This is a genomic window from Enterobacter cloacae complex sp. XAL002, assembly GCF_049236805.1.
GTDB lineage: Bacteria > Pseudomonadota > Gammaproteobacteria > Enterobacterales > Enterobacteriaceae > Enterobacter > Enterobacter intestinihominis.
The window spans coordinates 202,442-225,105 of the sequence record NZ_JBMKJN010000005.1 but is presented as its reverse complement, the minus strand read 5'-3'; the positions used below and the strand labels follow the sequence as shown (position 1 = coordinate 225,105).

At 54.7% G+C, this 22,664-nt stretch carries 22 protein-coding genes; 14 read left to right on the top strand and 8 right to left on the bottom strand.

Annotation, left to right across the window (positions count from 1 at the left end):
* Nucleotides 1-46 precede the first annotated feature (46 nt).
* The 5 genes from sapA to sapF are packed head-to-tail and all read left to right on the top strand — an operon-like array spanning nt 47 to nt 5,326.
* Nucleotides 47-1,687: an ABC transporter substrate-binding protein SapA gene (sapA, locus tag ACOT0L_RS06940; protein WP_126502865.1), complete on the top strand. Its 1,641-nt coding sequence runs from the start codon at nt 47-49 to the stop codon at nt 1,685-1,687.
* Nucleotides 1,684-2,649, top strand: coding sequence for a putrescine export ABC transporter permease SapB (gene sapB, locus ACOT0L_RS06935; RefSeq protein WP_022648308.1), 966 nt, complete (start codon nt 1,684-1,686; stop codon nt 2,647-2,649). The genes sapA and sapB overlap by 4 nt, the downstream gene beginning before the upstream one ends.
* The gene (gene sapC / locus ACOT0L_RS06930; protein ID WP_006810824.1) at nt 2,636-3,526 is read left to right on the top strand and encodes a putrescine export ABC transporter permease SapC; all 891 of its coding nucleotides are present in this window, start codon (nt 2,636-2,638) and stop codon (nt 3,524-3,526) included. Before sapB ends, sapC begins: the two co-directional genes overlap by 14 nt.
* Nucleotides 3,526-4,518: a putrescine export ABC transporter ATP-binding protein SapD gene (gene sapD, locus ACOT0L_RS06925; RefSeq protein ID WP_003856840.1), complete on the top strand. Its 993-nt coding sequence runs from the start codon at nt 3,526-3,528 to the stop codon at nt 4,516-4,518. Before sapC ends, sapD begins: the two co-directional genes overlap by 1 nt.
* Nucleotide 4,519: 1 nt before the next feature.
* Nucleotides 4,520-5,326, top strand: coding sequence for a putrescine export ABC transporter ATP-binding protein SapF (sapF, locus tag ACOT0L_RS06920; protein ID WP_003856838.1), 807 nt, complete (start codon nt 4,520-4,522; stop codon nt 5,324-5,326).
* Here the strand turns inward: sapF and ACOT0L_RS06915 are convergent.
* The gene (locus ACOT0L_RS06915) at nt 5,323-5,913 is read right to left on the bottom strand and encodes a TetR/AcrR family transcriptional regulator (RefSeq protein WP_022648309.1); all 591 of its coding nucleotides are present in this window, start codon (nt 5,911-5,913) and stop codon (nt 5,323-5,325) included. The two genes, sapF and ACOT0L_RS06915, sit on opposite strands and share 4 nt — an antisense overlap.
* A gap of 132 nt (nt 5,914-6,045) precedes the next feature.
* Between ACOT0L_RS06915 and ACOT0L_RS06910 the strand changes: the two genes are divergently transcribed.
* From ACOT0L_RS06910 to pdeR, 5 genes are all read left to right on the top strand, one after another.
* A complete protein-coding gene (locus ACOT0L_RS06910) occupies nt 6,046-6,447 on the top strand; it encodes a RidA family protein (RefSeq protein WP_045308900.1) in 402 nt (133 codons plus the stop codon).
* Nucleotides 6,448-6,728: 281 nt separating this feature from the next.
* Nucleotides 6,729-7,517, top strand: coding sequence for an enoyl-ACP reductase FabI (gene fabI / locus ACOT0L_RS06905; RefSeq protein ID WP_003856831.1), 789 nt, complete (start codon nt 6,729-6,731; stop codon nt 7,515-7,517).
* Nucleotides 7,518-7,670: 153 nt separating this feature from the next.
* On the top strand, nt 7,671-8,657 hold the full coding sequence (locus tag ACOT0L_RS06900; RefSeq protein ID WP_023300250.1) for an oxidoreductase: 987 nt from the start codon (nt 7,671-7,673) through the stop codon (nt 8,655-8,657).
* 88 nt (nt 8,658-8,745) lie between these two features.
* Nucleotides 8,746-10,680: an exoribonuclease II gene (locus ACOT0L_RS06895; RefSeq protein ID WP_126502866.1), complete on the top strand. Its 1,935-nt coding sequence runs from the start codon at nt 8,746-8,748 to the stop codon at nt 10,678-10,680.
* A 206-nt stretch (nt 10,681-10,886) separates the two neighbouring features.
* Complete coding sequence (pdeR, locus tag ACOT0L_RS06890; RefSeq protein ID WP_032624132.1) at nt 10,887-12,875, top strand: cyclic di-GMP phosphodiesterase; 1,989 nt, start codon at nt 10,887-10,889, stop codon at nt 12,873-12,875.
* Here the strand turns inward: pdeR and ACOT0L_RS06885 are convergent.
* Nucleotides 12,872-13,741, bottom strand: a complete 870-nt coding sequence (locus ACOT0L_RS06885) for a crotonase/enoyl-CoA hydratase family protein (protein ID WP_022648314.1) — start codon at nt 13,739-13,741, stop codon at nt 12,872-12,874. The genes pdeR and ACOT0L_RS06885 overlap by 4 nt on opposite strands.
* 191 nt (nt 13,742-13,932) lie before the next feature.
* On the opposite strand from ACOT0L_RS06885, the gene ACOT0L_RS06880 reads away from it, so the two are divergent.
* From ACOT0L_RS06880 to osmB, 3 genes are all read left to right on the top strand, one after another.
* Nucleotides 13,933-14,115 (top strand): hypothetical protein, encoded by a 183-nt coding sequence (locus tag ACOT0L_RS06880; protein WP_022648315.1) that lies wholly within the window; start codon nt 13,933-13,935, stop codon nt 14,113-14,115.
* Between the two features lie 37 nt (nt 14,116-14,152).
* Nucleotides 14,153-14,905 (top strand): DNA-binding transcriptional regulator YciT, encoded by a 753-nt coding sequence (locus ACOT0L_RS06875; RefSeq protein ID WP_126502867.1) that lies wholly within the window; start codon nt 14,153-14,155, stop codon nt 14,903-14,905.
* 262 nt (nt 14,906-15,167) lie between these two features.
* Complete coding sequence (osmB, locus tag ACOT0L_RS06870) at nt 15,168-15,386, top strand: osmotically-inducible lipoprotein OsmB (RefSeq protein ID WP_003856823.1); 219 nt, start codon at nt 15,168-15,170, stop codon at nt 15,384-15,386.
* 104 nt (nt 15,387-15,490) lie between these two features.
* Here osmB and yciH read toward each other — a convergent pair whose 3' ends face one another.
* From yciH to pgpB, 5 genes are all read right to left on the bottom strand, one after another.
* Entirely contained in the window at nt 15,491-15,817 is a 327-nt protein-coding gene (gene yciH / locus ACOT0L_RS06865; RefSeq protein ID WP_046619721.1) for a stress response translation initiation inhibitor YciH, read from the bottom strand.
* Nucleotides 15,817-16,554 (bottom strand): orotidine-5'-phosphate decarboxylase, encoded by a 738-nt coding sequence (pyrF, locus tag ACOT0L_RS06860; RefSeq protein WP_022648318.1) that lies wholly within the window; start codon nt 16,552-16,554, stop codon nt 15,817-15,819. The genes yciH and pyrF overlap by 1 nt, the downstream gene beginning before the upstream one ends.
* A 184-nt stretch (nt 16,555-16,738) precedes the next feature.
* The gene (gene lapB / locus ACOT0L_RS06855; RefSeq protein ID WP_003856819.1) at nt 16,739-17,908 is read right to left on the bottom strand and encodes a lipopolysaccharide assembly protein LapB; all 1,170 of its coding nucleotides are present in this window, start codon (nt 17,906-17,908) and stop codon (nt 16,739-16,741) included.
* A 6-nt stretch (nt 17,909-17,914) separates the two neighbouring features.
* Nucleotides 17,915-18,223: a LapA family protein gene (locus tag ACOT0L_RS06850; RefSeq protein ID WP_006810839.1), complete on the bottom strand. Its 309-nt coding sequence runs from the start codon at nt 18,221-18,223 to the stop codon at nt 17,915-17,917.
* A gap of 148 nt (nt 18,224-18,371) precedes the next feature.
* Entirely contained in the window at nt 18,372-19,139 is a 768-nt protein-coding gene (gene pgpB / locus ACOT0L_RS06845; RefSeq protein ID WP_032622464.1) for a phosphatidylglycerophosphatase B, read from the bottom strand.
* Between the two features lie 197 nt (nt 19,140-19,336).
* On the opposite strand from pgpB, the gene ribA reads away from it, so the two are divergent.
* Nucleotides 19,337-19,927 (top strand): GTP cyclohydrolase II, encoded by a 591-nt coding sequence (gene ribA / locus ACOT0L_RS06840; RefSeq protein WP_013096372.1) that lies wholly within the window; start codon nt 19,337-19,339, stop codon nt 19,925-19,927.
* Between the two features lie 37 nt (nt 19,928-19,964).
* Here the strand turns inward: ribA and acnA are convergent, their stop codons facing one another.
* Nucleotides 19,965-22,640: an aconitate hydratase AcnA gene (gene acnA / locus ACOT0L_RS06835; protein WP_023306390.1), complete on the bottom strand. Its 2,676-nt coding sequence runs from the start codon at nt 22,638-22,640 to the stop codon at nt 19,965-19,967.
* Nucleotides 22,641-22,664 lie beyond the last annotated feature (24 nt).

The window sequence follows — 22,664 nt, the reverse complement described above, 5'->3', positions numbered from 1 at the left end:
TAAGTGCGATACACTTTGCAGATCGAATCTAAAAACCTTAAAAACTATGCGCCTGGTTTTATCATCCCTTTTTGCACTCGGTCTATTCAGCAATCTGGCCTTTGCTGCGCCCGATCGTACTGCGCCTCCTGATATTCGTGATAGTGGTTTCGTCTATTGCGTCAGCGGGCAAGTTGATACCTTTAACCCGCAAAAGGCGGGGAGCGGCGTGATTGTTGATACGCTGGCCGCACAGATTTACGATCGCCTGCTCGACGTCGATCCTTATACCTATCGGCTGGTTCCAGAGCTTGCTGAAAGTTGGGAAGTGCTTGATAACGGCGCCACGTACCGCTTCCGTCTACGCGATGATGTGGCTTTTCAGCACACCCCGTGGTTTACCCCAACCCGAAAGCTCAACGCGGATGACGTGGTTTTCACCTTCCAGCGCATCTTTAACCGCAACCATCCGTGGCATAACGTCAACGGCGGAAACTTCCCCTACTTCGACAGTCTGCAATTCGCGGACACGGTCAAAAGCGTTCGTAAGCTGGATAACCGCACGGTTGAGTTTCGCCTGACGCGCCCGGACGCCTCATTCCTCTGGCACCTGGCGACGCACTACGCGTCCGTCATGTCAGCCGAATACGCGGATCAGCTGACGATAAAGGATCGTCAGGAACGTCTCGATCGTGAGCCTGTGGGCACAGGACCCTTCCAGTTAGCTGAGTACCGCGCCGGACAATACATTCGCCTGCAACGACACGATCATTTCTGGCGCGGCAAACCGCTGATGCCGCAGGTTATTGTCGATCTGGGTTCAGGTGGAACAGGTCGCCTCTCCAAACTGCTGACCGGTGAGTGCGACGTTCTTGCGTGGCCTGCGGCCAGCCAGTTGACTATTTTGCGCGACGACCCCCGCCTGCGCCTGACCCTACGCCCGGGAATGAACATCGCCTATCTGGCGTTTAACACCGATAAGCCACCGCTGAATAATCCGGCCGTGCGCCATGCGCTGGCGTTAGCGATCAACAATCAGCGTCTGATGCAGTCGATTTATTACGGCACCGCGGAAACCGCCGCCTCTATTCTGCCCCGCGCCTCCTGGGCCTATGACGGCGAGGCGAAGATCACGGAATATAATCCGGCGAAAGCGCGCGAACAGCTTAAAGCACTGGGGGCAGAAAACCTGACGCTTCAGCTGTGGGTACCCACCAGCTCTCAGGCGTGGAACCCTAGCCCGCTGAAAACCGCCGAACTGTTGCAGGCAGATATGGCCCAGGTGGGCGTGAAGGTGATCATCGTTCCTGTCGAAGGCCGTTTCCAGGAGGCGCGTCTGATGGACATGAATCACGACTTAACGCTGGCTGGCTGGTCTACCGACAGTAACGACCCGGACAGCTTCTTCCGTCCGCTGCTGAGCTGTGCGGCGATCAACTCCCAGACCAACTACGCGCACTGGTGTAACCGGGAATTTGATGCTGTGCTGCAAAAAGCCCTCTCATCTCAACAGCTTGCTTCACGCATTGAGGCCTACGATGAAGCGCAAAATATTCTGGCCAGAGAGCTTCCCGTGTTGCCGCTTGCCTCTTCCCTGCGCCTTCAGGCCTACCGTTACGATATAAAAGGGCTGGTACTCAGCCCGTTTGGTAACGCCTCCTTCGCGGGCGTGACTCGTGAGAAAGAACAAGAGGTGAAAAAACCATGATTATATTTACCTTGCGGCGGCTGCTGTTACTGCTGGTCACCCTGTTCTTCCTGACCTTTGTCGGCTTTAGCCTTAGCTACTTTACGCCGCACGCCCCGCTTCAGGGCTCATCCCTCTGGGACGCCTGGCTGTTCTGGTTTAACGGCCTGTTGCACTGGGATTTTGGCGTGTCCAGCATCAACGGACAGCTCATCTCTGAGCAGCTGAAGATGGTTTTCCCGGCCACCATGGAGCTGTGTATACTCGCCTTTGGCTTTGCACTCATGGTGGGGATCCCGGTGGGGATGCTGGCGGGAATTTATCGCAATAAATGGCAGGATAAATTCATCAGCGCGCTTGCCTTAATTGGCTTTTCCATCCCTGTTTTCTGGCTGGCGCTGCTGCTTACCCTTTTCTTCTCACTGACGTTAGGCTGGCTTCCGGTGTCTGGCCGTTTCGACCTGCTATATAACGTGCAAACGGTGAGCGGCTTCGCCATCGTTGACGCCTGGCTTTCCGATTCAGTCTGGCGCGACGAAATGATCGTGAGCGCCCTGCGCCATATGGTGCTGCCAGTGCTCACGCTGGCCGTCGCACCGACGACCGAAGTGATCCGCCTGATGCGCATCAGCACTATCGAAGTCTTCGATCAAAACTATGTGAAAGCCGCCGCCACACGCGGACTGTCTCGCCTGACGATTCTACGTCGCCATGTGCTGCACAATGCGTTGCCGCCGGTAATCCCACGGCTTGGGCTGCAATTCTCAACCATGCTGACGCTGGCGATGATCACCGAGATGGTTTTCAGCTGGCCGGGCCTTGGACGCTGGATGATCAACGCCATTCGCCAACAGGATTACGCTGCGATCTCCGCCGGAGTGATGGTGATTGGCTCGCTGGTTATTATTGTTAACGTTGTTTCCGATATTTTGGGTGCCATGGCCAACCCGTTGAAGCATAAGGAATGGTATGCCTTACGATAACGTCTACAGCGAAAAGCGCACGCCTGGTGCGCTACGCACCGTGTGGCGTAATTTCTACGGCGACACCACGGCGATGATCGGCTTTTACGGCTGCATTGGCCTCGTGTTGCTGTGTGTTTTTGGTTCGTGGTTTGCCCCGTATGGCATCGATCAGCAGTTCCTTGGTTATCAGCTTTTACCGCCATCGTGGTCGCGTTACGGGGAGGTTTCGTTCTTCCTGGGGACTGATGATCTCGGACGCGACGTGCTAAGTCGTTTACTGAGCGGCGCCGCACCTACGGTAGGCGGCGCGTTCGTGGTCACCCTTGCCGCCGCGATATGCGGCCTTGCGCTGGGCATTTTTGCCGGCTCTACCCACGGGCTGCGGTCTGCCGTGCTTAACCATATTCTTGATACCTTGCTCTCGATTCCTTCGCTGTTGCTGGCGATTATCGTCGTGGCCTTCGCGGGGCCGCACCTCACACATGCGATGTTCGCCGTCTGGCTGGCCATTCTGCCGCGCATGGTGCGATCGGTTTACAGCCTGGTTCACGACGAACTGGAGAAAGAATATGTCGTCGCCGCCCGTCTGGACGGTGCCACCACGTTTAATATTTTGTGGTTTGCCGTGCTGCCTAACATTGCCGCCGGGCTGGTGACGGAGATCACCCGCGCCCTGTCGATGGCGATTCTTGATATCGCAGCGCTGGGCTTCCTGGACCTGGGCGCACAGCTCCCCTCCCCGGAATGGGGCGCAATGCTCGGCGATGCGCTGGAGCTGATTTACGTTGCGCCGTGGACGGTCATGCTGCCGGGCGCGGCCATTATGGTGAGCGTTCTGCTCGTTAACCTGCTTGGCGACGGGATCCGCCGCGCAATCAATGCGGGGGTGCAATAATGCCGTTACTTGATATCCGCAACCTCACGATCGAAATTAAAACGGGCGAAGGCTGGGTTAAAGCGGTGGATCGCATCAGTATTACGCTCGCTGAGGGCGAAATACGCGGGCTGGTGGGCGAATCGGGTTCCGGTAAGAGTCTAATCGCCAAAGCCATTTGCGGCGTGGCAAAGGACAACTGGCGGGTGACCGCCGACCGTATGCGTTTCGACGACATCGATCTGTTGCGTCTCTCCCCGCGCGAACGCCGTAAACTGGTGGGCCATAACGTCTCGATGATTTTTCAGGAGCCGCAATCCTGTCTCGATCCGTCCGAGCGCGTCGGGAAACAGCTGATGCAGAATATCCCCGGCTGGACCTATAAAGGCCGCTGGTGGCAGCGTTTCGGCTGGCGTAAACGCCGTGCCATTGAGCTATTGCACCGTGTGGGGATCAAAGACCATAAAGACGCGATGCGCAGTTTCCCCTACGAACTGACCGACGGTGAATGCCAGAAAGTGATGATTGCTATCGCCCTGGCCAATCAGCCGCGTCTGCTGATTGCGGACGAACCGACGAACGCGATGGAGCCAACGACTCAGGCGCAGATTTTCCGCCTGCTCACGCGTCTGAACCAGAATAACAACACCACCATTTTGCTGATCAGCCATGACCTGCAAATGTTGAGCAAGTGGGCGGATAAAATTGACGTGATGTATTGCGGACAAACGGTAGAAACCGCGCCAAGTGAAGACCTGGTGACGACGCCGCATCATCCCTACACGCAGGCGCTGATCAGGGCGATCCCTGATTTCGGCAGCGCAATGCCACACAAGAGCCGTCTGAATACTCTGCCTGGCGCGATTCCGCTGCTGGAATCGCTGCCCATTGGCTGCCGTCTGGGTCCACGTTGCCCGTATGCTCAGCGTAAATGCATTGAAACACCGCGCCTGACAGGGCCGAAAAATCATCTGTTTGCCTGTCATTTCCCGCTGAACATGGAGAGAGAGTGAAATGGTCGAAACCTTACTGGAAGTACGTAACCTGAGTAAGACCTTTCGCTATCGCACCGGCCTGTTTCACCGTCAGACCGTCGAGGCTGTTAAACCCCTGAGCTTTACGCTGCGCGAAAAGCAGACGCTGGCGATTATCGGTGAAAACGGCTCGGGCAAATCGACCTTGGCAAAAATGCTCGCGGGTATGGTCGAGCCGAGCGGCGGTGAAATACTGATTGACGATCATCCTCTGGAATTTGGGGACTACTCTTTTCGCAGCCAGCGCATTCGGATGATTTTTCAGGATCCGTCGACGTCCCTGAACCCGCGCCAGCGTATTTCCCAGATCCTGGATTTCCCGCTGCGGTTGAATACCGACCTGGAGCCGGAAGCGCGTCGCAAACGGATTGTCGAAACCCTGCGTCTGGTAGGCCTCCTGCCCGACCATGTCAGCTATTACCCGCACATGCTGGCCCCTGGCCAAAAACAGCGTCTCGGACTGGCCCGCGCGCTGATCCTGCGCCCGAAGGTCATTATCGCCGACGAAGCGCTGGCGTCGCTGGACATGTCGATGCGTTCGCAACTCATCAACCTGATGCTGGAGCTACAGGAAAAGCAGGGGATATCGTATATCTACGTGACTCAGCACCTGGGCATGATGAAGCACATCAGCGACCAGGTGCTGGTGATGCACCAGGGAGAAGTCGTTGAGCGCGGCAGTACCGCTGACGTGCTGGCCTCCCCGCTCCACGACCTGACAAAACGCCTGATTGCCGGACACTTTGGTGAAGCATTGACGGCCGATGCGTGGCGGAAAGATCGTTAGCCGTTGCGTAACCCGCTTGCCAGCAGAGTAAACACCTCAATGGCATGCGGCAGCGTCTTCTGCGGCTCATCACTCGCGGCAATCATCAAGGCAGCATTCAGCGCAACGCCGTTCAACAGATGGGCTGCGACTTTCGCATCCATTTTTTTAAGCACGTTGCGTTCGATTAATTTTTCGATGGTCTGGCGGGTCGACTCAAGACAACTGTTCTGGCTGGGCCATTGCGCCGGATCGCCCAGAACGGCCGGACCGTCAAGAAGCACGATACGCTGAACTTCCGGAACGAGCGCCATGTTGATGTAGGCGATACCTTCCGCCAGCAGTCGCTCCCAATCATCGTCTGTGGCCGCGGCAACGGCTTTCGCGTTGCCCGCCATTTCGCTGTCTATCTGCGCGACCACCGCCGCCAGTAACCCTTTCTTATCTCTGAAATTATGATACAGCGCACCGCGCGTTAACCCCACGCTTGCCGTCAGTTCATCCATCGACGCTGCAGCAAAGCCTTTCTCAGCAAACGCCTTTCGCGCCGCATGAATCAATTTTTCGCGATTTTCCTGAGCTGTTTCAGCACGACGTTTTGTAGCCATAGAACTTCCTATAAAAGCGATATTTTTAATTTGACATACGAGGCGTATGTGAATTACATTTTTTCACATACATTGCGTATGTTACTTCTCTTAAGTAACCACAACAACGTCTCTGACAGAAAAGGAAATGCCATGCATCCACGTAATCCTGTCTTCCCTGCCAATCGACATGCCCTTTATGAGGAGCATGGCTATTCGGCTGCTATTCGCTCTGGCGATCTGTTATTTGTTTCCGGTCAGGTCGGCAGCCGCAGCGATGGCACGCCTGAACCTGATTTCGCCGCTCAGGTGCAGTTGGCATTCGATAATTTACAGGCGACTTTGGCCGCCGCAGGATGCACTTTTGACGATCTAATTGATGTCACGACGTTTCATACCGATCCAGAAAACCAGTTCCCCGTCATCATGGAGGTGAAGAAACTGGTGTTTCCACAGCCACCTTACCCAAACTGGACGGCTATCGGCGTTAACTGGCTGGCCGGATTTGATTTTGAAATTAAGGTTATTGCCCGAATCCCCTCGCCAGCGAATTAATATCCGGCCGTCTTAGCGTGAAGCTTCTGGCCAACCTCTGGTTGGATGAGGCGAACCCAGCACCTGGTGATATACTGCTGGAATACACACGAAATAGCCTGATAAAGAGTCAGTTCAACGTCTTTCGTGCGCCCAGTCACGGCACGTGAGCGAGAAATATCGTGACACAAGGGGCTGTGAGTGGGCTATAATTTCGAGCTAATTTCGAATGATTTTGAAATACTGCCTGTAACGCTATGAATTACAAGGCAAAATAAGCAATGAATATAAGGATTAAAGCTATGGGTTTTCTTTCCGGTAAGCGCATTCTGGTAACTGGCGTTGCCAGCAAACTGTCCATCGCATACGGCATCGCACAGGCTATGCATCGCGAAGGCGCTGAGCTGGCGTTCACCTACCAGAACGACAAGCTGAAAGGCCGTGTTGAAGAATTTGCCGCGCAGCTGGGTTCCAGCATTGTTCTGGAATGTGACGTTGCACAAGACGAAAGCATTGATGGCATGTTTGCTGAACTGGCAAAAGCATGGCCGAAATTCGACGGTTTCGTTCACTCCATCGGCTTCGCTCCGGGCGATCAGCTGGACGGCGACTACGTGAACGCGGTTACCCGTGATGGCTTCAAAATCGCTCATGACATCAGCTCCTACAGCTTCGTTGCGATGGCAAAATCCTGCCGCGCGATGCTGAACCCGGGCGCAGCCCTGCTGACCCTGTCCTACCTGGGCGCAGAACGCGCTATCCCTAACTACAACGTTATGGGTCTGGCGAAAGCGTCTCTGGAAGCCAACGTGCGCTATATGGCGAACGCAATGGGTCCTGAAGGCGTGCGTGTTAACGCAATTTCTGCGGGTCCAATCCGTACTCTGGCCGCTTCCGGGATCAAAGATTTCCGTAAAATGCTGGCACATTGCGAAGCGGTTACCCCGATTCGTCGTACTGTTACCATCGAAGATGTGGGTAACTCTGCGGCATTCCTGTGCTCTGACCTTTCCGCGGGTATCTCCGGCGAAGTGGTTCACGTGGACGGCGGCTTCAACATCGCTGCCATGAACGAGCTGGAAATCAAATAAGTCTGTTACTCTCTTCCCGCCTGGGAAGAGAGTTTTCTCCCCTCCCCGCGCTTCGTTATTCCGTTCTGCTATTTGTTATCACCTAACAATATTTTTCCCCTCATCCGCCTTACGCCAGGATATTGATCGCCATTTTGAGATCAAGGAACGCCCATGGAACAACGCCGTTTTTCCGGCAAAGGCCACTGGTATCACGAAACCCAGTCGAATCATTCGCAGACGGACGTTCTGCCGCTGGTGCCTGAAGCCGCTAACGTCGACGATCGTTTTTTGCTCGATTTAGCCCTGCCTGACGACATTGCCGCAAGCTGTTGTGGGTGGCTTACGCCAGCCCGAACCTTGTGCCGCCTCTTATTCCCGCTCGATACTCCCGTAAACCGTCTGCACACGCTTAGCGCCTACGACAGACTGAGCACGGCGTTGACGGTTTCCCAGGCGTGTGGCGTCCAGCGGCTCTGTAACCACTACGCGGCGCTCCTCGCCCCCCTTCCGGGCCCCGACTCTTCCCGGGAAAGCAATCGACGCCTTGCAGAAATCACTCAGTATGCCCGCCAGCTGGCGAGCTCCCCGGACGTCATTGACGATAAAGCGCAAACCCAGCTTGATGAGGTGGGACTGACAACGTATGACATTGTGCTTATCAACCAGATCATTGGCTTTACTGGTTTTCAGGCGCGGGCGGTTGCAGTGTTTCAGGCGCTGCTTGGCCATCCGGTACGCTGGCTACCGGGACACCACATTCAGCCCCATACACTACCGCTGAGCTTTACCCGATGGACAGCCACCCAGCCCGTAGTCGAACTAAAATATGCCAGTGCGGTTCAACTTGAGGCGCTCTCACGCTGGCAGGCCGAACCTGCGCTTTCAGCGCTCACGCCGGTTCTCTGCCATGAGCCGATGCTGCTGAATCTGACGGGCGAGATACTGGTTAACCACCCACAAAGCGAAGCCCAGCCATCTGCATCGCTCTCAGCCGCCCATACGCTGCTGCTTACGTCTCCCGATCGTTTTAGCGCCGCCCAGTTAACGCCTCTCACGGAGGCCGGTATCCCACCGGGCAAGGCAATTAACCTGTTAACCCACGGCGCTTTTAATGGCTGGCTGGACCGTCTTCGCGTGGCGCTTGGCAAAGAGGAATAACCACACGCTTTACCTAAAGAGCGCTTGCTGTAGCAGTGAGAATCGCGTAAAACTGTCAGCCGCTCAATGGCTACGAAAATAGAACATTATGTTTCAGGACAACCCGCTGCTAGCGCAGCTTAAACAGCAACTACATTCCCAGACGCCCCGTGCAGAAGGGGTCGTAAAAGCCACGGAAAAGGGCTTTGGCTTTCTTGAAGTTGACGGACAGAAGAGCTACTTCATTCCGCCTCCTCAGATGAAGAAAGTGATGCATGGCGACCGCATTTCGGCCGTTATTCAAACCGAAAAGGAACGAGAGTCTGCCGAGCCGGAAGCACTGATCGAACCTTTCCTGACCCGCTTTGTCGGGAAAGTGCATAAAAAAGACGATCGTCTTTCTATCGTACCGGATCATCCTCTCCTGAAAGATGCCATCCCTTGCCGCGCTGCGCGTGGCGTTGAGCATGACTTTGTCGAGGGTGACTGGGCGGTTGCCGAAATGCGCCGTCATCCTTTAAAAGGCGATCGCGGTTTCTACGCCGAGCTGACCCAGTTCATCACCTATGGCGACGACCATTTCGTCCCATGGTGGGTGACGCTGGCGCGCCACAACCTCGAAAAAGAAGCGCCGGATGGCGTAGCGACCAAAATGCAGGACGAAGGTCTTGAGCGTCGCGATCTGACAGCGCTGGACTTTGTCACCATCGACAGCGCCAGCACCGAGGATATGGACGATGCGCTGTATGCCGAAGAGGCAGCGGATGGCAAAATGCATCTGACCGTCGCCATCGCCGACCCTACCGCATGGATTGTCGAAGGCAGCAAGCTGGACGAAATGGCCAAAGTGCGTTCGTTCACCAACTACCTGCCGGGCTTCAACATCCCGATGCTGCCGCGCGAGCTTTCCGACGATCTCTGCTCCCTGCGTCCCCATGAAGTGCGTCCGGTACTGGCCTGCCGCATGACCATCGCGGCTGACGGTACCATTGAAGAAGATATCGAATTCTTCGCCGCCACCATCGAATCCAAAGCCAAACTGGCTTATGACAACGTGTCCGACTGGCTGGAAAATACCGGCAGCTGGAAGCCTGAATCCGATAATATCGCTGCGCAAATTCGTCTGCTGCATCGCGTCTGCCAGAGCCGCAGTGAGTGGCGCCAGACCCACGCCCTGGTATTTAAGGACCGCCCGGACTACCGCTTTGTGCTGGGGGAAAAAGGCGAAGTGCTCAACATCGTCGCCGAGCCACGCCGTATTGCCAACCGTATCGTTGAAGAAGCGATGATCTCCGCCAACATTTGCGCCGCACGCGTGCTGCGCGACAAGTTAGGCTTTGGCATTTACAACGTGCACACCGGCTTTGACCCGGCTAACACCGAAGCGCTGGCCGCCCTGCTCAAGACCCATGACGTCCACGTCGATCCGGAAGAGGTGCTGACCCTGCCAGGCTTCTGCAAGCTGCGCCGCGAGCTGGACGCACAGCCGTCAGGTTTCCTTGACAGCCGCATTCGCCGCTTCCAGTCCTTTGCGGAAATCAGCACGGAGCCAGGCCCGCACTTCGGTCTCGGTCTTGAGGCTTACGCCACCTGGACCTCCCCGATCCGTAAGTACGGCGACATGGTTAACCATCGTCTGCTGAAAGCGATCATCAAAGGGGAATCTGTTGCCCGGCCACAGGATGAGACTACGTTGCAGATGGCAGAGCGTCGCCGTCTGAACCGTATGGCGGAGCGTGATGTAGGCGACTGGTTGTACGCGCGTTTCCTGAATGATAAGGCAGGGACTGACACCCGTTTCCCGGCTGAAATCATTGACATCAGCCGCGGCGGTATGCGCGTGCGTCTGGTGGATAATGGCGCCGTTGCCTTTATTCCTGCCCCGTTCCTGCATGCCGTTCGCGACGAACTGGTTTGTAGCCAGGAAAACGGGACCGTGCAAATTAAAGGCGAAACGGTTTACAAAGTCACTGACGTGATTGATGTAAACATCGCTGAAGTCCGCATGGAAACCCGCAGCATTATCGCGCGCCCTGTCGCCTGATAACCGCGTAGACTCCCGGCCGTTCCGTTCAGGGATGGCCGGGAGTTCTCCTAAGCATTATCTCTCGCAAAATCATCGTTTTTTCTCACACTTTTCTGTTTCCTACCGCCACATTTCGCCAGAATTATCTACAGTAAAAAGAGCCGTCATAGTCGACTGCAAATGAATAATTTGTGCGCTACTCAGCAGCCGCGGGAGAAAACGGGATGGACGATCTGGAGCAGAATTTGCTGTTTCGTTACATGGGTACGCATAGCCCCTGGTGGCGACTAACAGCAGACAGCAATGCTCTGCATCTTGCTGCCAGTGAAAGCGCTGACATCGTTCAGGTGGTTGCGCTGGACGATGAGCAGGCTGCTCTGATTCGCCAGCTCACCGTTATCACCGCCAGCATTGCCATGACCCTTCCCTTGTATGGTTTGGACGTTCCCGTCCATCTTGTCGGTCGTAAAATTAACAAAAATGAGTGGGCGGGAACGGCATCAGCATGGAACGACACGCCTTCCGTGGCGCGCGATCTGGCGCAGGGACTCTCCTTCGCCGAACAGGTGGTGTCCGAAGCTAACTCCGTAATTGTCATCCTCGACCAGAACGGGAATATTCAGCGCTTCAACCGTTTAAGTGAAGAATATACGGGCCTGAAGGAACAGGAAGTCATCGGGCAAAACGTGTTTAAACTGTTCATGAGCCGCAGCGAAGCCGCGGCCTCAAAACGCAACATCACCGGTTTTTTTCGTAACGGCAGCTCCTACGAAGTCGAACGCTGGATCAAGACCCGCAAGGGGCAACGCCTGTTTCTCTTCAGAAATAAATTCGTTCACAGCGGCAGCGGGAAAAATGAAATTTTCCTCATCTGTTCGGGTACCGACATCACGGAAGAGCGTCGGGCCCAGGAGCGCCTGCGCGTTCTCGCCAATACGGATACGATTACCGGTTTGCCTAACCGAAATGCCATCCATGAGCTGATCTCCGACGCCATCACCTCCCGGGGTGAAACGCAGGTGGGCGTGGTTTATCTCGATCTGGATAACTTTAAAAAAGTGAACGATGCCTATGGGCATATGTTTGGCGACCAGCTGCTACAGGCCGTTGCGCTGGCGATCCTGAGTTGCCTGGACGACGGACAAACCCTGGCGCGCCTGGGTGGGGATGAGTTTATCGTGATGGCCACCGATACCTCGCAGGGCGCGCTGGAAGCTATGGCGTCGCGCATTCTGACCCGACTGCGGCAGCCTTTCCGCATCGGGCTGATTGAGGTTTACACCGGCTGCTCGCTTGGTATCGCGCTTGCGCCCCAGCACGGTAACGATCGGGAAAGCGTCATTCGCAATGCCGACACCGCCATGTACACCGCCAAGGAAAATGGCCGGGGTAAATTCTGCGTCTTCTCGCCAGAGATGAACCAGCGCGTATTTGAATATCTGTGGCTGGATACCAACCTGCGTAAAGCGCTGGATAACGATCAGCTGTTAATTCACTACCAGCCAAAAATGACCTGGCGCGGCGAAGTCAGAAGTCTGGAGGCGCTGGTGCGCTGGCAGTCGCCGGAGCGTGGCCTGATCCCGCCGATGGAATTTATCTCCTATGCGGAAGAGTCAGGGCTGATAGTGCCCCTTGGCCGCTGGGTTATGCTCGATGTGGTGCGCCAGGTGGCAAAATGGCGCGACAAAGGGATCAACCTGCGCGTCGCGGTCAACGTTTCCGCCCGTCAGCTGGCGGATCAGACCATCTTCAGTGACCTGAAGCAGGCGCTGAAAGACCTGAATTTTGAATACTGCCCGATTGACGTGGAATTGACCGAAAGCTGTCTCATCGAAAATGAAGAGCTGGCCCTGTCAGTGATCCAGCAATTTAGCCGCCTGGGGGCGCAAATTCACCTTGATGACTTTGGTACGGGGTACTCTTCCCTGTCGCAGCTGGCGCGCTTCCCTATCGACGCCATCAAGCTTGACCAGTCCTTCGTCCGGGATATCCATAAGCAGTCCATTTCACAGTCGCTGGTGCGCGCGATAGTCGCCGTGGCACAGGCGTTGAATCTGCAGGTCATTGCTGAAGGGGTGGAGAGTGCAAAAGAAGACGCCTTTCTGACGAAGAATGGCGTCAACGAACGGCAGGGTTATCTTTTTGCTAAGCCCATGCCCGCAGCCGCATTCGAGCGATGGCTAAAGCGCTATCAGGCCAGGAATGTCCGTTAGCTGGCTTTGCGTAAGCCCGTCGCCTGATGGCGATTTTGCAGCATAACCAGCCGCTCCATGTAGGCGATATCCTTCGGTTCAAGGCAGAAGGCGGCATCCACCCAATCCTCTGTAATGTCCATCAACTCGCTTCGCGGAAGTGGCAGAACACGCGTACGCGCGCGCAGCATGGCCCTTACGCCGTTCAGCTTCGGCTGTAGCGTGTCGATAAACGTCCGTACCGAAACATAGCTCTGTAACGGCTCGAATAAGAGATCCACAAGACCGTGCTGTTCATACCATTCCGCCGTATGCGACTCACCTTTATAGATCAGCGCCTCTGCCATTTTCATGCCGGCACGACGCGCCACCAGTGAATAACCGCCCATGCCCGGGAACAGATTGAACGCGATTTCCGGAAAGCCTAATCGGGCATCGCGCTGGGCCAGAATGAAATGATGCGCGAGCGCGGCTTCAAACCCGCCCCCTAACGCGCTTCCTTCCACCATCGCCAGCGTGACAGCACCGGTATCGAACCCTCGTGAGGCGGCATGAACGCAGTCCACACAGGCCCGGGCATAGGCGCGTAACGCTTCGCGTCGGTTGTTTTTGATGCACTCAACGAAGAATTGTAAATCACCGCCGGTATTGTAGATGTCAGGGACCAGCGATCCGGTGACCCAAAAATCAACGACATATCCGGACTGGCGAACCAGCCAGGAGAGATTCATGATCTCCTCGATCAGCGCATGATTGAAGCAAGGCCGTGGCGTGGCACGTAACATCATCCACACCGTGCGCCGTTCGGCCTCATAATAAGCCGCCAGTTGAGTGAATCGTTCAGCATCAGTAAACAATGTGCAGGTTGTCTGGTTGATAACTGTCATAGTCGAATTCCTCTTATAAAAAAGCGCGTTGCGCGCAGTTTTAGACTAATCCACCCCTACAACCCGCAGCATACGGGGGTTAAATTTGTCACTTTCATTTATGAACTTTGGTTATTGCATTTTTTACCTTCTCTTTTGAATCAATTTTCTGCATCATTGATAATATTAACTTTTCGCTTCAGGGTGAGCTTATGTCTAACATTGATGCAACAGCCGTGGCACAGCGTATTGATACTGTGCTGGATATTCTTGTCGCGGGCGATTATCACTCTGCTATCCGTAATCTTGAGATCCTCAAGTCTGAACTGCTGGCTGAGAACGGCACTGATAACGCATCAGAATCCACTCAACCAAAAGCCCCGTGGGAAGTGTAACCACGTCGTTTTCGCCCTTGCCTTTTAAATGGATGCTATGAATTCCCGACAACAAATCATTTTGCAGATGGTGATCGATCAGGGACGCGTAAGCGTAGTCGATCTCGCTAAAGCTACCGGCGTTTCTGAAGTCACCATTCGTCAGGATCTGAATCTTCTGGAAAAACAGAGCTACCTGCGGCGTGCGCACGGATATGCCGTTCCACTGGACAGCGACGACGTTGAAACCCGCATGATGAACAATTTTGCGCTCAAGCGGGAACTGGCGGAGTTTGCTGCATCCTTAGTGAATAACGGTGAGACCGTCTTTATTGAAAATGGCAGCAGTAACGCCCTTCTGGCGCGCACGCTTGCCGATCAAAAAGACGTTACCATCATTACCGTAAGCAGCTATATCGCCCATCTGTTGAAGGAAACTCGCTGCGAGGTCATTTTGCTGGGCGGCATTTACCAGAAGAAAAGCGAAAGCATGGTGGGGCCATTAACGCGTCAATATGTTCAGCAGGTTCACTTCAGTAAGGCATTCATTGGCATTGACGGCTGGCAGCCCGACACCGGCTTTACCGGTCGCGACATGATGCGTTCAGACGTGGTGAACGCCGTACTCGCCAAAGAGTGTGAAGCGATTGTGCTGACCGATAGCTCTAAGTTTGGCGCCGTACACCCTTATACGATGGGTCCGGCTTCGCGCTTCAGCCGTGTGATCACGGATGAGCGTTTACGCGAAGAATATCGCCAGCAATTAGAACAAGACGGCCTGACTGTCGATATTGTGAAAAAAACGGCCTGATTATCCTGCTGCGCCCGAATAATGGGCGCACTTAAACCTTTCTCTGAGAGTATTCCGACCCTTCCTTTAAGAGTTTTTACCTGTTGAAACTGTTCTAAACACGTAAAATTAATATTAGCGATATAACAGGAAGTGACTATCACCTGCGTGATGATGTAACGCCTGCGCGACCAGCTTTCACGGGAACAGAATTTAAGTATGGATATTGTCTATACTTAAAGTGCATTCCTTTCCGTGAATCGATAATTCAGGAGAAAGTATTATGACCTTTACCAGCAAAAAATTAGCCGCCGCTGTTCTGGCAATCACTGTAGCAATGTCTCTGAGCGCTTGCTCTAACTGGTCTAAACGTGACCGTAACACCGCGATTGGTGCCGGTGCTGGTGCGCTTGGTGGTGCAGTATTAACGGATGGTAGTACGCTGGGTACATTAGGTGGTGCTGCCGTAGGTGGTATTATCGGTCACCAGGTGGGCAAATAATCACCATAACGGCTCTCACCGGTATAATAATATATTTTGTATTTTCAGGTCTGACTTACGCACGTAAAAAAAAGAGCCACGGCAATGTCCGTGGCTCATTTATTTTAACCGCCCGCCAGTTTGACTTTCATACCTTTGGCTTCCAGGAGCGTTTTAATTAAATCCCGCTTATCGCCCTGAATCTCAATTATGCCGTCTTTTACTGCCCCACCGCATCCGCACTTCTTTTTAAGCTCAGCGGCGAGCTTTACCAGCTCTGCATCATCCAGATCAATGCCGGTGATAAGGCAAACGCCTTTCCCTTTTCTGCCACTGGTCTGGCGCTGAATACGTACGATTCCATCGCCTTTCGGACGTTCAGCTTTCTCTTTTGGCTCTTCAATGCGCCCGGTATCTGTTGAATAGACCAGACGAGTGTTGGCATCACGCATTATGCCCCCTTTTTCAGTGATGCATTAATCGCTTTCAGAGTCTCTGCCGGATGAGCGGATTGCGTCACCGGGCGACCAATTACCATATAGTCTACCCCCGCGCTCAGCGCCTGCTCTGGCGTCATGATGCGTCGCTGATCCCCTGACTCGCTGCCTGCCGGACGGATACCTGGCGTCACCAGTTTAAATTCGCGGCCTAACTCAGATTTGAAGCGAACCGCCTCCTGAGCTGAACAGACCACGCCATCAAGCCCACACTGTTGTGTGAGGCGCGCCAGACGCTCCGCATGTTCGGCAGGTGACAACGTCACACCCAGGTCACGAAGGTCAGATTCATCCATACTGGTCAGCACGGTGACGGCGATAAGAAGCGGAGCGTCATTGCCAAACGGCACCAGCGCTTCGCGCGCAGCCGTCATCATACGTGCCCCACCGGAGGCATGAACGTTAACCATCCACACACCCAGTTCAGCCGCCGCAGCAACGGCGTGGGCAGTGGTATTCGGAATATCGTGGAATTTCAGGTCGAGGAAAACGTCGAAACCACGCTGGTGCAGATCGCGGACGATTTGCGGACCGAACAGCGTAAACATCTCTTTGCCTACTTTAAGACGGCAATCCCGGGGATCAATACCATCAACAAAGGCCAGTGCGGCGTCACGGTTATTGTAATCCAGAGCAACAACTACAGGAGAATCGGTAACTACGCGGGAAGTGGAGGAAGTAACAGACGTCATGACCAGCCCTTTTCGTCTATGGGCGCGCAGCGGCGCGGAACAGATAAACGGCGTGCATTCTACCTGCCCTCGGGGTAAATGAACAGAATCGAATGCTTTTCCTGCTGAACCACAGACCGCACGGTGCTGAAAGAAATAATGCACTCTTTAGTATGTTGTAACTAAAATGGAGTGTTTTAAAAAATCACTGCCCGTCCAGACCACGAATTGGCTTGATGGTGGACCAGGCCCGGCAGGAAGGGCAATGCCAGTAGAGCGAATAGGCGGTGAAGCCGCATTTCTGGCAGCGATAGCGCGGCTTGCTCCGCACCTGTTCACCGACCATGTCTCGCAGCACCATCAGGCTCTCTTTAGCGCGCCCTTCTTCTGCATCGTTAAGATGATAATCCATCAGCTTGTGGAAGACGCGCATCGTCGGATGGCGCTGCAACTGACGGGTAATGTATACCTGGGCGGTATCACTCCCTTCGTGCTCTTCGACGACATCCGACAGCATCAGCTCGGCTGTGGCACCGGTGTTTTCTTCAACACAGCGGCGCAGGAATGCAACCCACTCGTCCTGCTTACCTAACTGCTGATAGCAGGTTTGCAGCATTTCCAGCGTTTCGCTGACCAGCTCTTTGTCCTGATCGATAACGCGAAGCAGGCTTTCCACGGCTTTGGCGTAATCACCATTAGCCATAAAGACCCGCCCCATCATTATCGAGATGCGGGCGCTGTTGCGATCGGCCGCGGCGCCTTTTTTTAGCAATGCCATGGCCTTATCCATGTCATCGCTACCCATTTGCTGAAGGGCCAGCTCGCAGTAAAAATGGGCAATTTCGACGCGCTGTTTATCTTTGCCGAGTTTGACCAGCCGTTCGGCGGTATCAATCGCTTTTTGCCAGTCGCTGGTTGCCTGGTAGATTTGCAGAAGTTGCTGAAGCGCACCGATACGGAAATCGGTCTCATCCACCAGCTGAGAGAACATATCTTCTGCGCGATCGTACAGGCCCGCCGCCATGTAATCTCTGCCCAACTGCTGCACGGCCAGCAACCGTTGCTCATAGGTCAACGATGCGCTTTCCATCAGGGTCTGGTGGATACGGATGGCACGGTCAACCTCTCCGCGCGAGCGGAACAGGTTTCCCAGGGTGAGATGCGCCTCTACGGTGCCGGTATCCTCTTTGAGCATGTCGAGGAACAGATCGACCGCTTTATCCTGCTGATTGCTCAGCAGGAAGTTCACCCCCGCAACGTAGTCACGGGAGAGTCGGTTTGCTTCATCCTGTTTTGTTTGTTGCGCGCTTCTGCGGCCCATATACCAGCCATAGGCTGCGGCGACAGGCAAAAGCAGAAACAACAACTCCAGCATATTCGATTATTCCTTGACTACCGGCACACCAGAGCTCGCCGGAATGTCAGTCGCAGGCGTAAGTTGATGTTCAAGTCGTTTAATTTTACGTTCAGCGCGAACAAGGGAAACACGAACCTTAAGCCAGAACAGGCCACATACAAGCCAGCCGATGACAAAACCCGCTGCGAATAACACAGCCAGCAGGCTCGACACCCGGTACTCGCCCTGCGCCAGCAGATAGTTGAAACTTACCTGTTGATCGTTTTGCGCGCCCAATGTGACTGAAATGACAAAAATCGCCAACACCAGTAAGAAAATGAGTAAATATTTCACATGACTTCCCGTTATGTGGTTCGAGCGTATAAAGCGTGTTCAACTCACTGCAATTAGCCTTATAAGCTACCATTTTAGTGGCGGGCGCGAAACGGAAAAAGTAATGCGCCCTTCATGGATTTATGGTCAAAATGCGGAATATCAAGCTTCAGGTTCCGCCTGACTCCCTTTCGGCTATTTCTTCCTTCTCTTCCTGCGGTGGCGTCAGAGGCCCACAGAAACGTTGTGCAAGCCAGGTCGCCAGCGTAACCAGTACCCACGAAATCAGCGTAGCCACCACCAAATCACGCGGCCAGTGCATCCCCAGCAGCATCCGGCTGCCCATTACGCCTGTCGCCCAGACCAGCAAAATCGCAATCGTGAGGGTACGTCGACGTGGCCAAAGCAGCCCCACGCCGAGTAGCGCCCAGCTGGCAGCAAACATCGTATGTCCGGAAGGAAACGCAAAGCCGGTCTCTTTTTGCCAGTGTTTGCGTAAAAATGTCGGGATATCCTGCTGTTCCGCAAGCTGTTCTTTCACCAACGCCCCGCGATCCTTACGCTTTAAAGTGTAGAACTCATCTACCGGAATATGGTGCGTTTTTTCCAGCCAGATAACAAAGGGACGGGGTTCCTGCACGCGATCTTTCACCCACGACTTCACCCCCTGCCCGACAAGAATGGCGCCTCCGAGAATGGCAAATAATACCAGCGCCGCGCGAAGACGAAAGCGCAGGCACCACAGGAACCAGGCACAGAGCAGCACGTGCGTAATAATCCCCCAGGGCTGGGTGACCGTCTCAGTTATCCAGTATAAGGCTTTCAGCCACGTCTCGTTTTGTCCGGGCTTCCACATCCAGCCGGAGAACCAAACGATCAGGGGTATAACAAGCAATACGGCGGCGCCTGCGGCCGTGCGTCTGGCAATTGAAAGCATGTCCTCTCCTTTTTCACTAAGCACCACAATCATAACTGAATTTCCACCTTCTGGTGGATATGTCGGATCGTGCGTTTAACGTCCGTATAGCGTGGTGGTGATTAGGTGAAGTAGCCGGGCTTGTGGCAAAATAGTCCAATACAGAAAGCAAAATGGGGCAAAGGCACGAAACGTGTCAGCCTGATATGGAGAATCACATGCAGCTTAAACGTGTGGCAGAAGCCAAACTGCCAACCCCATGGGGCGATTTCCTGATGGTGGGTTTTGAAGAACTGGCAACCGGACAAGATCACGTCGCCCTGGTATACGGTGACATTTCGGGGCAGACGCCGGTACTGTCCCGCGTTCATTCTGAGTGTCTGACCGGTGACGCGCTCTTCAGCCTGCGCTGTGACTGCGGTTTCCAGCTCGAAGCCGCTCTTTCTCATATCGCAGAGGAAGGACGTGGCGTGCTGCTGTATCACCGCCAGGAAGGACGCAATATCGGTCTGCTGAATAAAATCCGCGCCTACGCGTTGCAGGATCAGGGCTATGATACCGTCGAAGCAAACCATCAGCTCGGCTTTGCTGCTGACGAGCGCGATTTCACCCTCTGCGCAGATATGTTCAAGCTGCTGGGCGTGGACGAAGTGCGTCTGTTGACCAATAACCCGAAAAAAGTGGAGATCCTCACTGAAGCGGGCATCAATATCGTTGAACGCGTGCCGCTGATTGTTGGCCGCAATCCGAAAAACGCGCACTACCTCGATACCAAAGCTGCAAAGATGGGGCACCTGCTGAGCGAGTAAACGCAAAACGCCCGGCACTTCTGCCGGGCGAGTTTTATCAGTCCAGCATCTTTCGAATCACATAATGTAAAATGCCGTCGTTCTGGTAATAGGTTAGCTCTGTTGCCGTATCAATACGACACCGACAATCCAGCACTTCTGTTGTACCATCTGCCCGCGTTAACTTCACCGGAACGGTTTTACCCGGTTGCAGATTTTGCAGACCGCTGATATCAATCTGCTCTTCCCCGGTCAGACCCAGCGTTTTACGCGTTATGCCCTGCGGGAACTCCAGCGGCAGGATCCCCATCCCGATCAGGTTTGAGCGGTGGATACGTTCAAAGGATTCGGCAATCACCACGCGAACCCCGAGCAGACGTGGACCTTTAGCCGCCCAGTCGCGACTGGAACCAGAGCCGTACTCTTTACCGGCAATAACGGCCAGCGGCGTACCCTCCTGCTGATACTTCATGGCTGCGTCATAAATTGAAATGACCTCTGTATCTGGCAGGTGGCGCGTCATGCCCCCTTCCACGCCCGGGACCATTTCATTACGAATGCGGATGTTGGCAAATGTCCCGCGCATCATCACTTCGTGGTTACCGCGGCGCGAACCGTAGGAGTTAAAATCGCGACGTTCCACGCCACGGCTTTGCAGATACCGACCTGCCGGACTGTCCGCTTTGATGCTCCCCGCTGGTGAGATATGGTCAGTGGTGACGGAATCGCCCAGCATCGCCAGAATGCGCGCGCCGTGAATATCTTTCAGCGGTGCAGGCTCCGCCAGCATCTCATCGAAGAAGGGCGACAGGCGAATATAGGTGGAATCATCCTGCCAGTCATAGGTATCGGAACCCACCACGTCGATCGCTTTCCATTCCGCTGTACCTTCGAACACTTCCGCATACTCTTTGCGGAACATCTCGGTGGAAACTTTCTCTACCGCGCGCGCAATTTCACGCGATGATGGCCAGATGTCTTTCAGATAGACAGGTTCATTTTTGCGATCGTGACCAATCGGATCGGTCGCCAGGTTAATGTTCATGTTTCCGGCCAGAGCATAGGCTACAACCAGCGGCGGCGAGGCCAGCCAGTTGGTTTTCACCAGCGGATGAATACGCCCCTCAAAGTTTCGGTTACCGGAAAGTACCGCGCCAACGGTCAAATCACCCTGCTTGATCGCCACTTCAATAGGCTCAGGCAGTGGACCAGAGTTACCGATGCAGGTCGTACAGCCGTAACCCACCAGATTAAAGCCCAACTCGTCGAGGTACGGCGTGAGTCTGGCCTGCGCCAGGTAATCGGAAACCACTTTCGAACCAGGCGCCAGGGACGCCTTAACCCACGGCTGTGGCTTGAGTCCCAGTTCTACCGCTTTTTTCGCCAGCAGCCCGGCAGCCATCAACACACTCGGGTTGGACGTGTTGGTACAGGAGGTGATAGCGGCGATCACCACGGCGCCGTCAGGGAGCTGATACTGATGCCCGTTCAGAACATAGTCCACCGGACGGTGATCTTTTTGCGCGGCGTTAACCTCCAGCTCATTGCTGGCGGCAAAGGCTTTCGGAACGTTGCTCAGGGCAACGCGGTCCTGCGGTCGTTTCGGCCCTGCGAGGCTTGCCTCAACGGTGCCCATATCCAGTTCCAGCGTGCTGGTAAATACCGGCTCGTCACCCGGGTTACGCCACATGCCCTGCGCTTTGGTGTAGGCCTCTACGAGCGCCACCTGCTCCTCGCTGCGACCACTGAGGCGCATATACTCAAGCGTAACGCTATCAATCGGGAAAAAGCCGCAGGTCGCACCATATTCCGGCGCCATGTTGGCGATGGTGGCCCGGTCCGCCAGCGGCAGTGAATCCAGACCATCACCATAAAATTCAACGAATTTACCCACCACGCCATGCTTACGCAGCATCTGGGTGACCGTCAGAACCAGATCCGTGGCGGTAATGCCTTCGGACAATTTACCGGTCAGCTTAAAGCCCACCACATCGGGAATGAGCATCGATACCGGCTGGCCGAGCATGGCCGCTTCCGCTTCAATACCACCGACGCCCCAGCCCAGAACGCCAAGGCCGTTAATCATGGTCGTGTGTGAATCGGTGCCCACCAGCGTATCCGGGTAAGCCACCCACTCTTTATCCTGCAATTCACTCCAGACGGCTTTGCCGAGATATTCCAGGTTGACCTGGTGACAAATGCCGGTGCCTGGTGGAACAACGCTGAAGCGGCTGAACGCCTGCTGACCCCATTTGAGGAAGACATAGCGTTCATGGTTACGTTCCATCTCCAGACGGACGTTTTCACCGAAAGCATCGTCGTCACCAAAGTGATCGACGGTGACGGAGTGGTCGATGACGAGGTCTACCGGTGAGAGCGGGTTCACCTTAGCCGTATCGCCCCCGAGACGCTTAACAGCTTCACGCATGGCGGCCAAGTCCACAACCGCCGGCACGCCGGTGAAATCCTGCATCAATACCCTGGCCGGGCGGTAGGCAATTTCTTTGTCTGCGTGAGCATTTTTCAGCCACCCTGCCAGAGCCTGGATATCCTCCTCGGTAACCGAGTCGCCATCTTGCCAGCGCAAGAGGTTTTCCAGTAGTACTTTCAACGACTTGGGTAACCGCGAAATGTCCCCAAGCGTCCTGGCAGCCAGCGGTAAGCTGTAGTAGCGCCAGGTTTTATTTTCCGCCTGTAATGTGTCCTTACTGGCTTCGCGTAGGGTTAACGACATAAGCTCCTCCTTAAAAACAGGGAT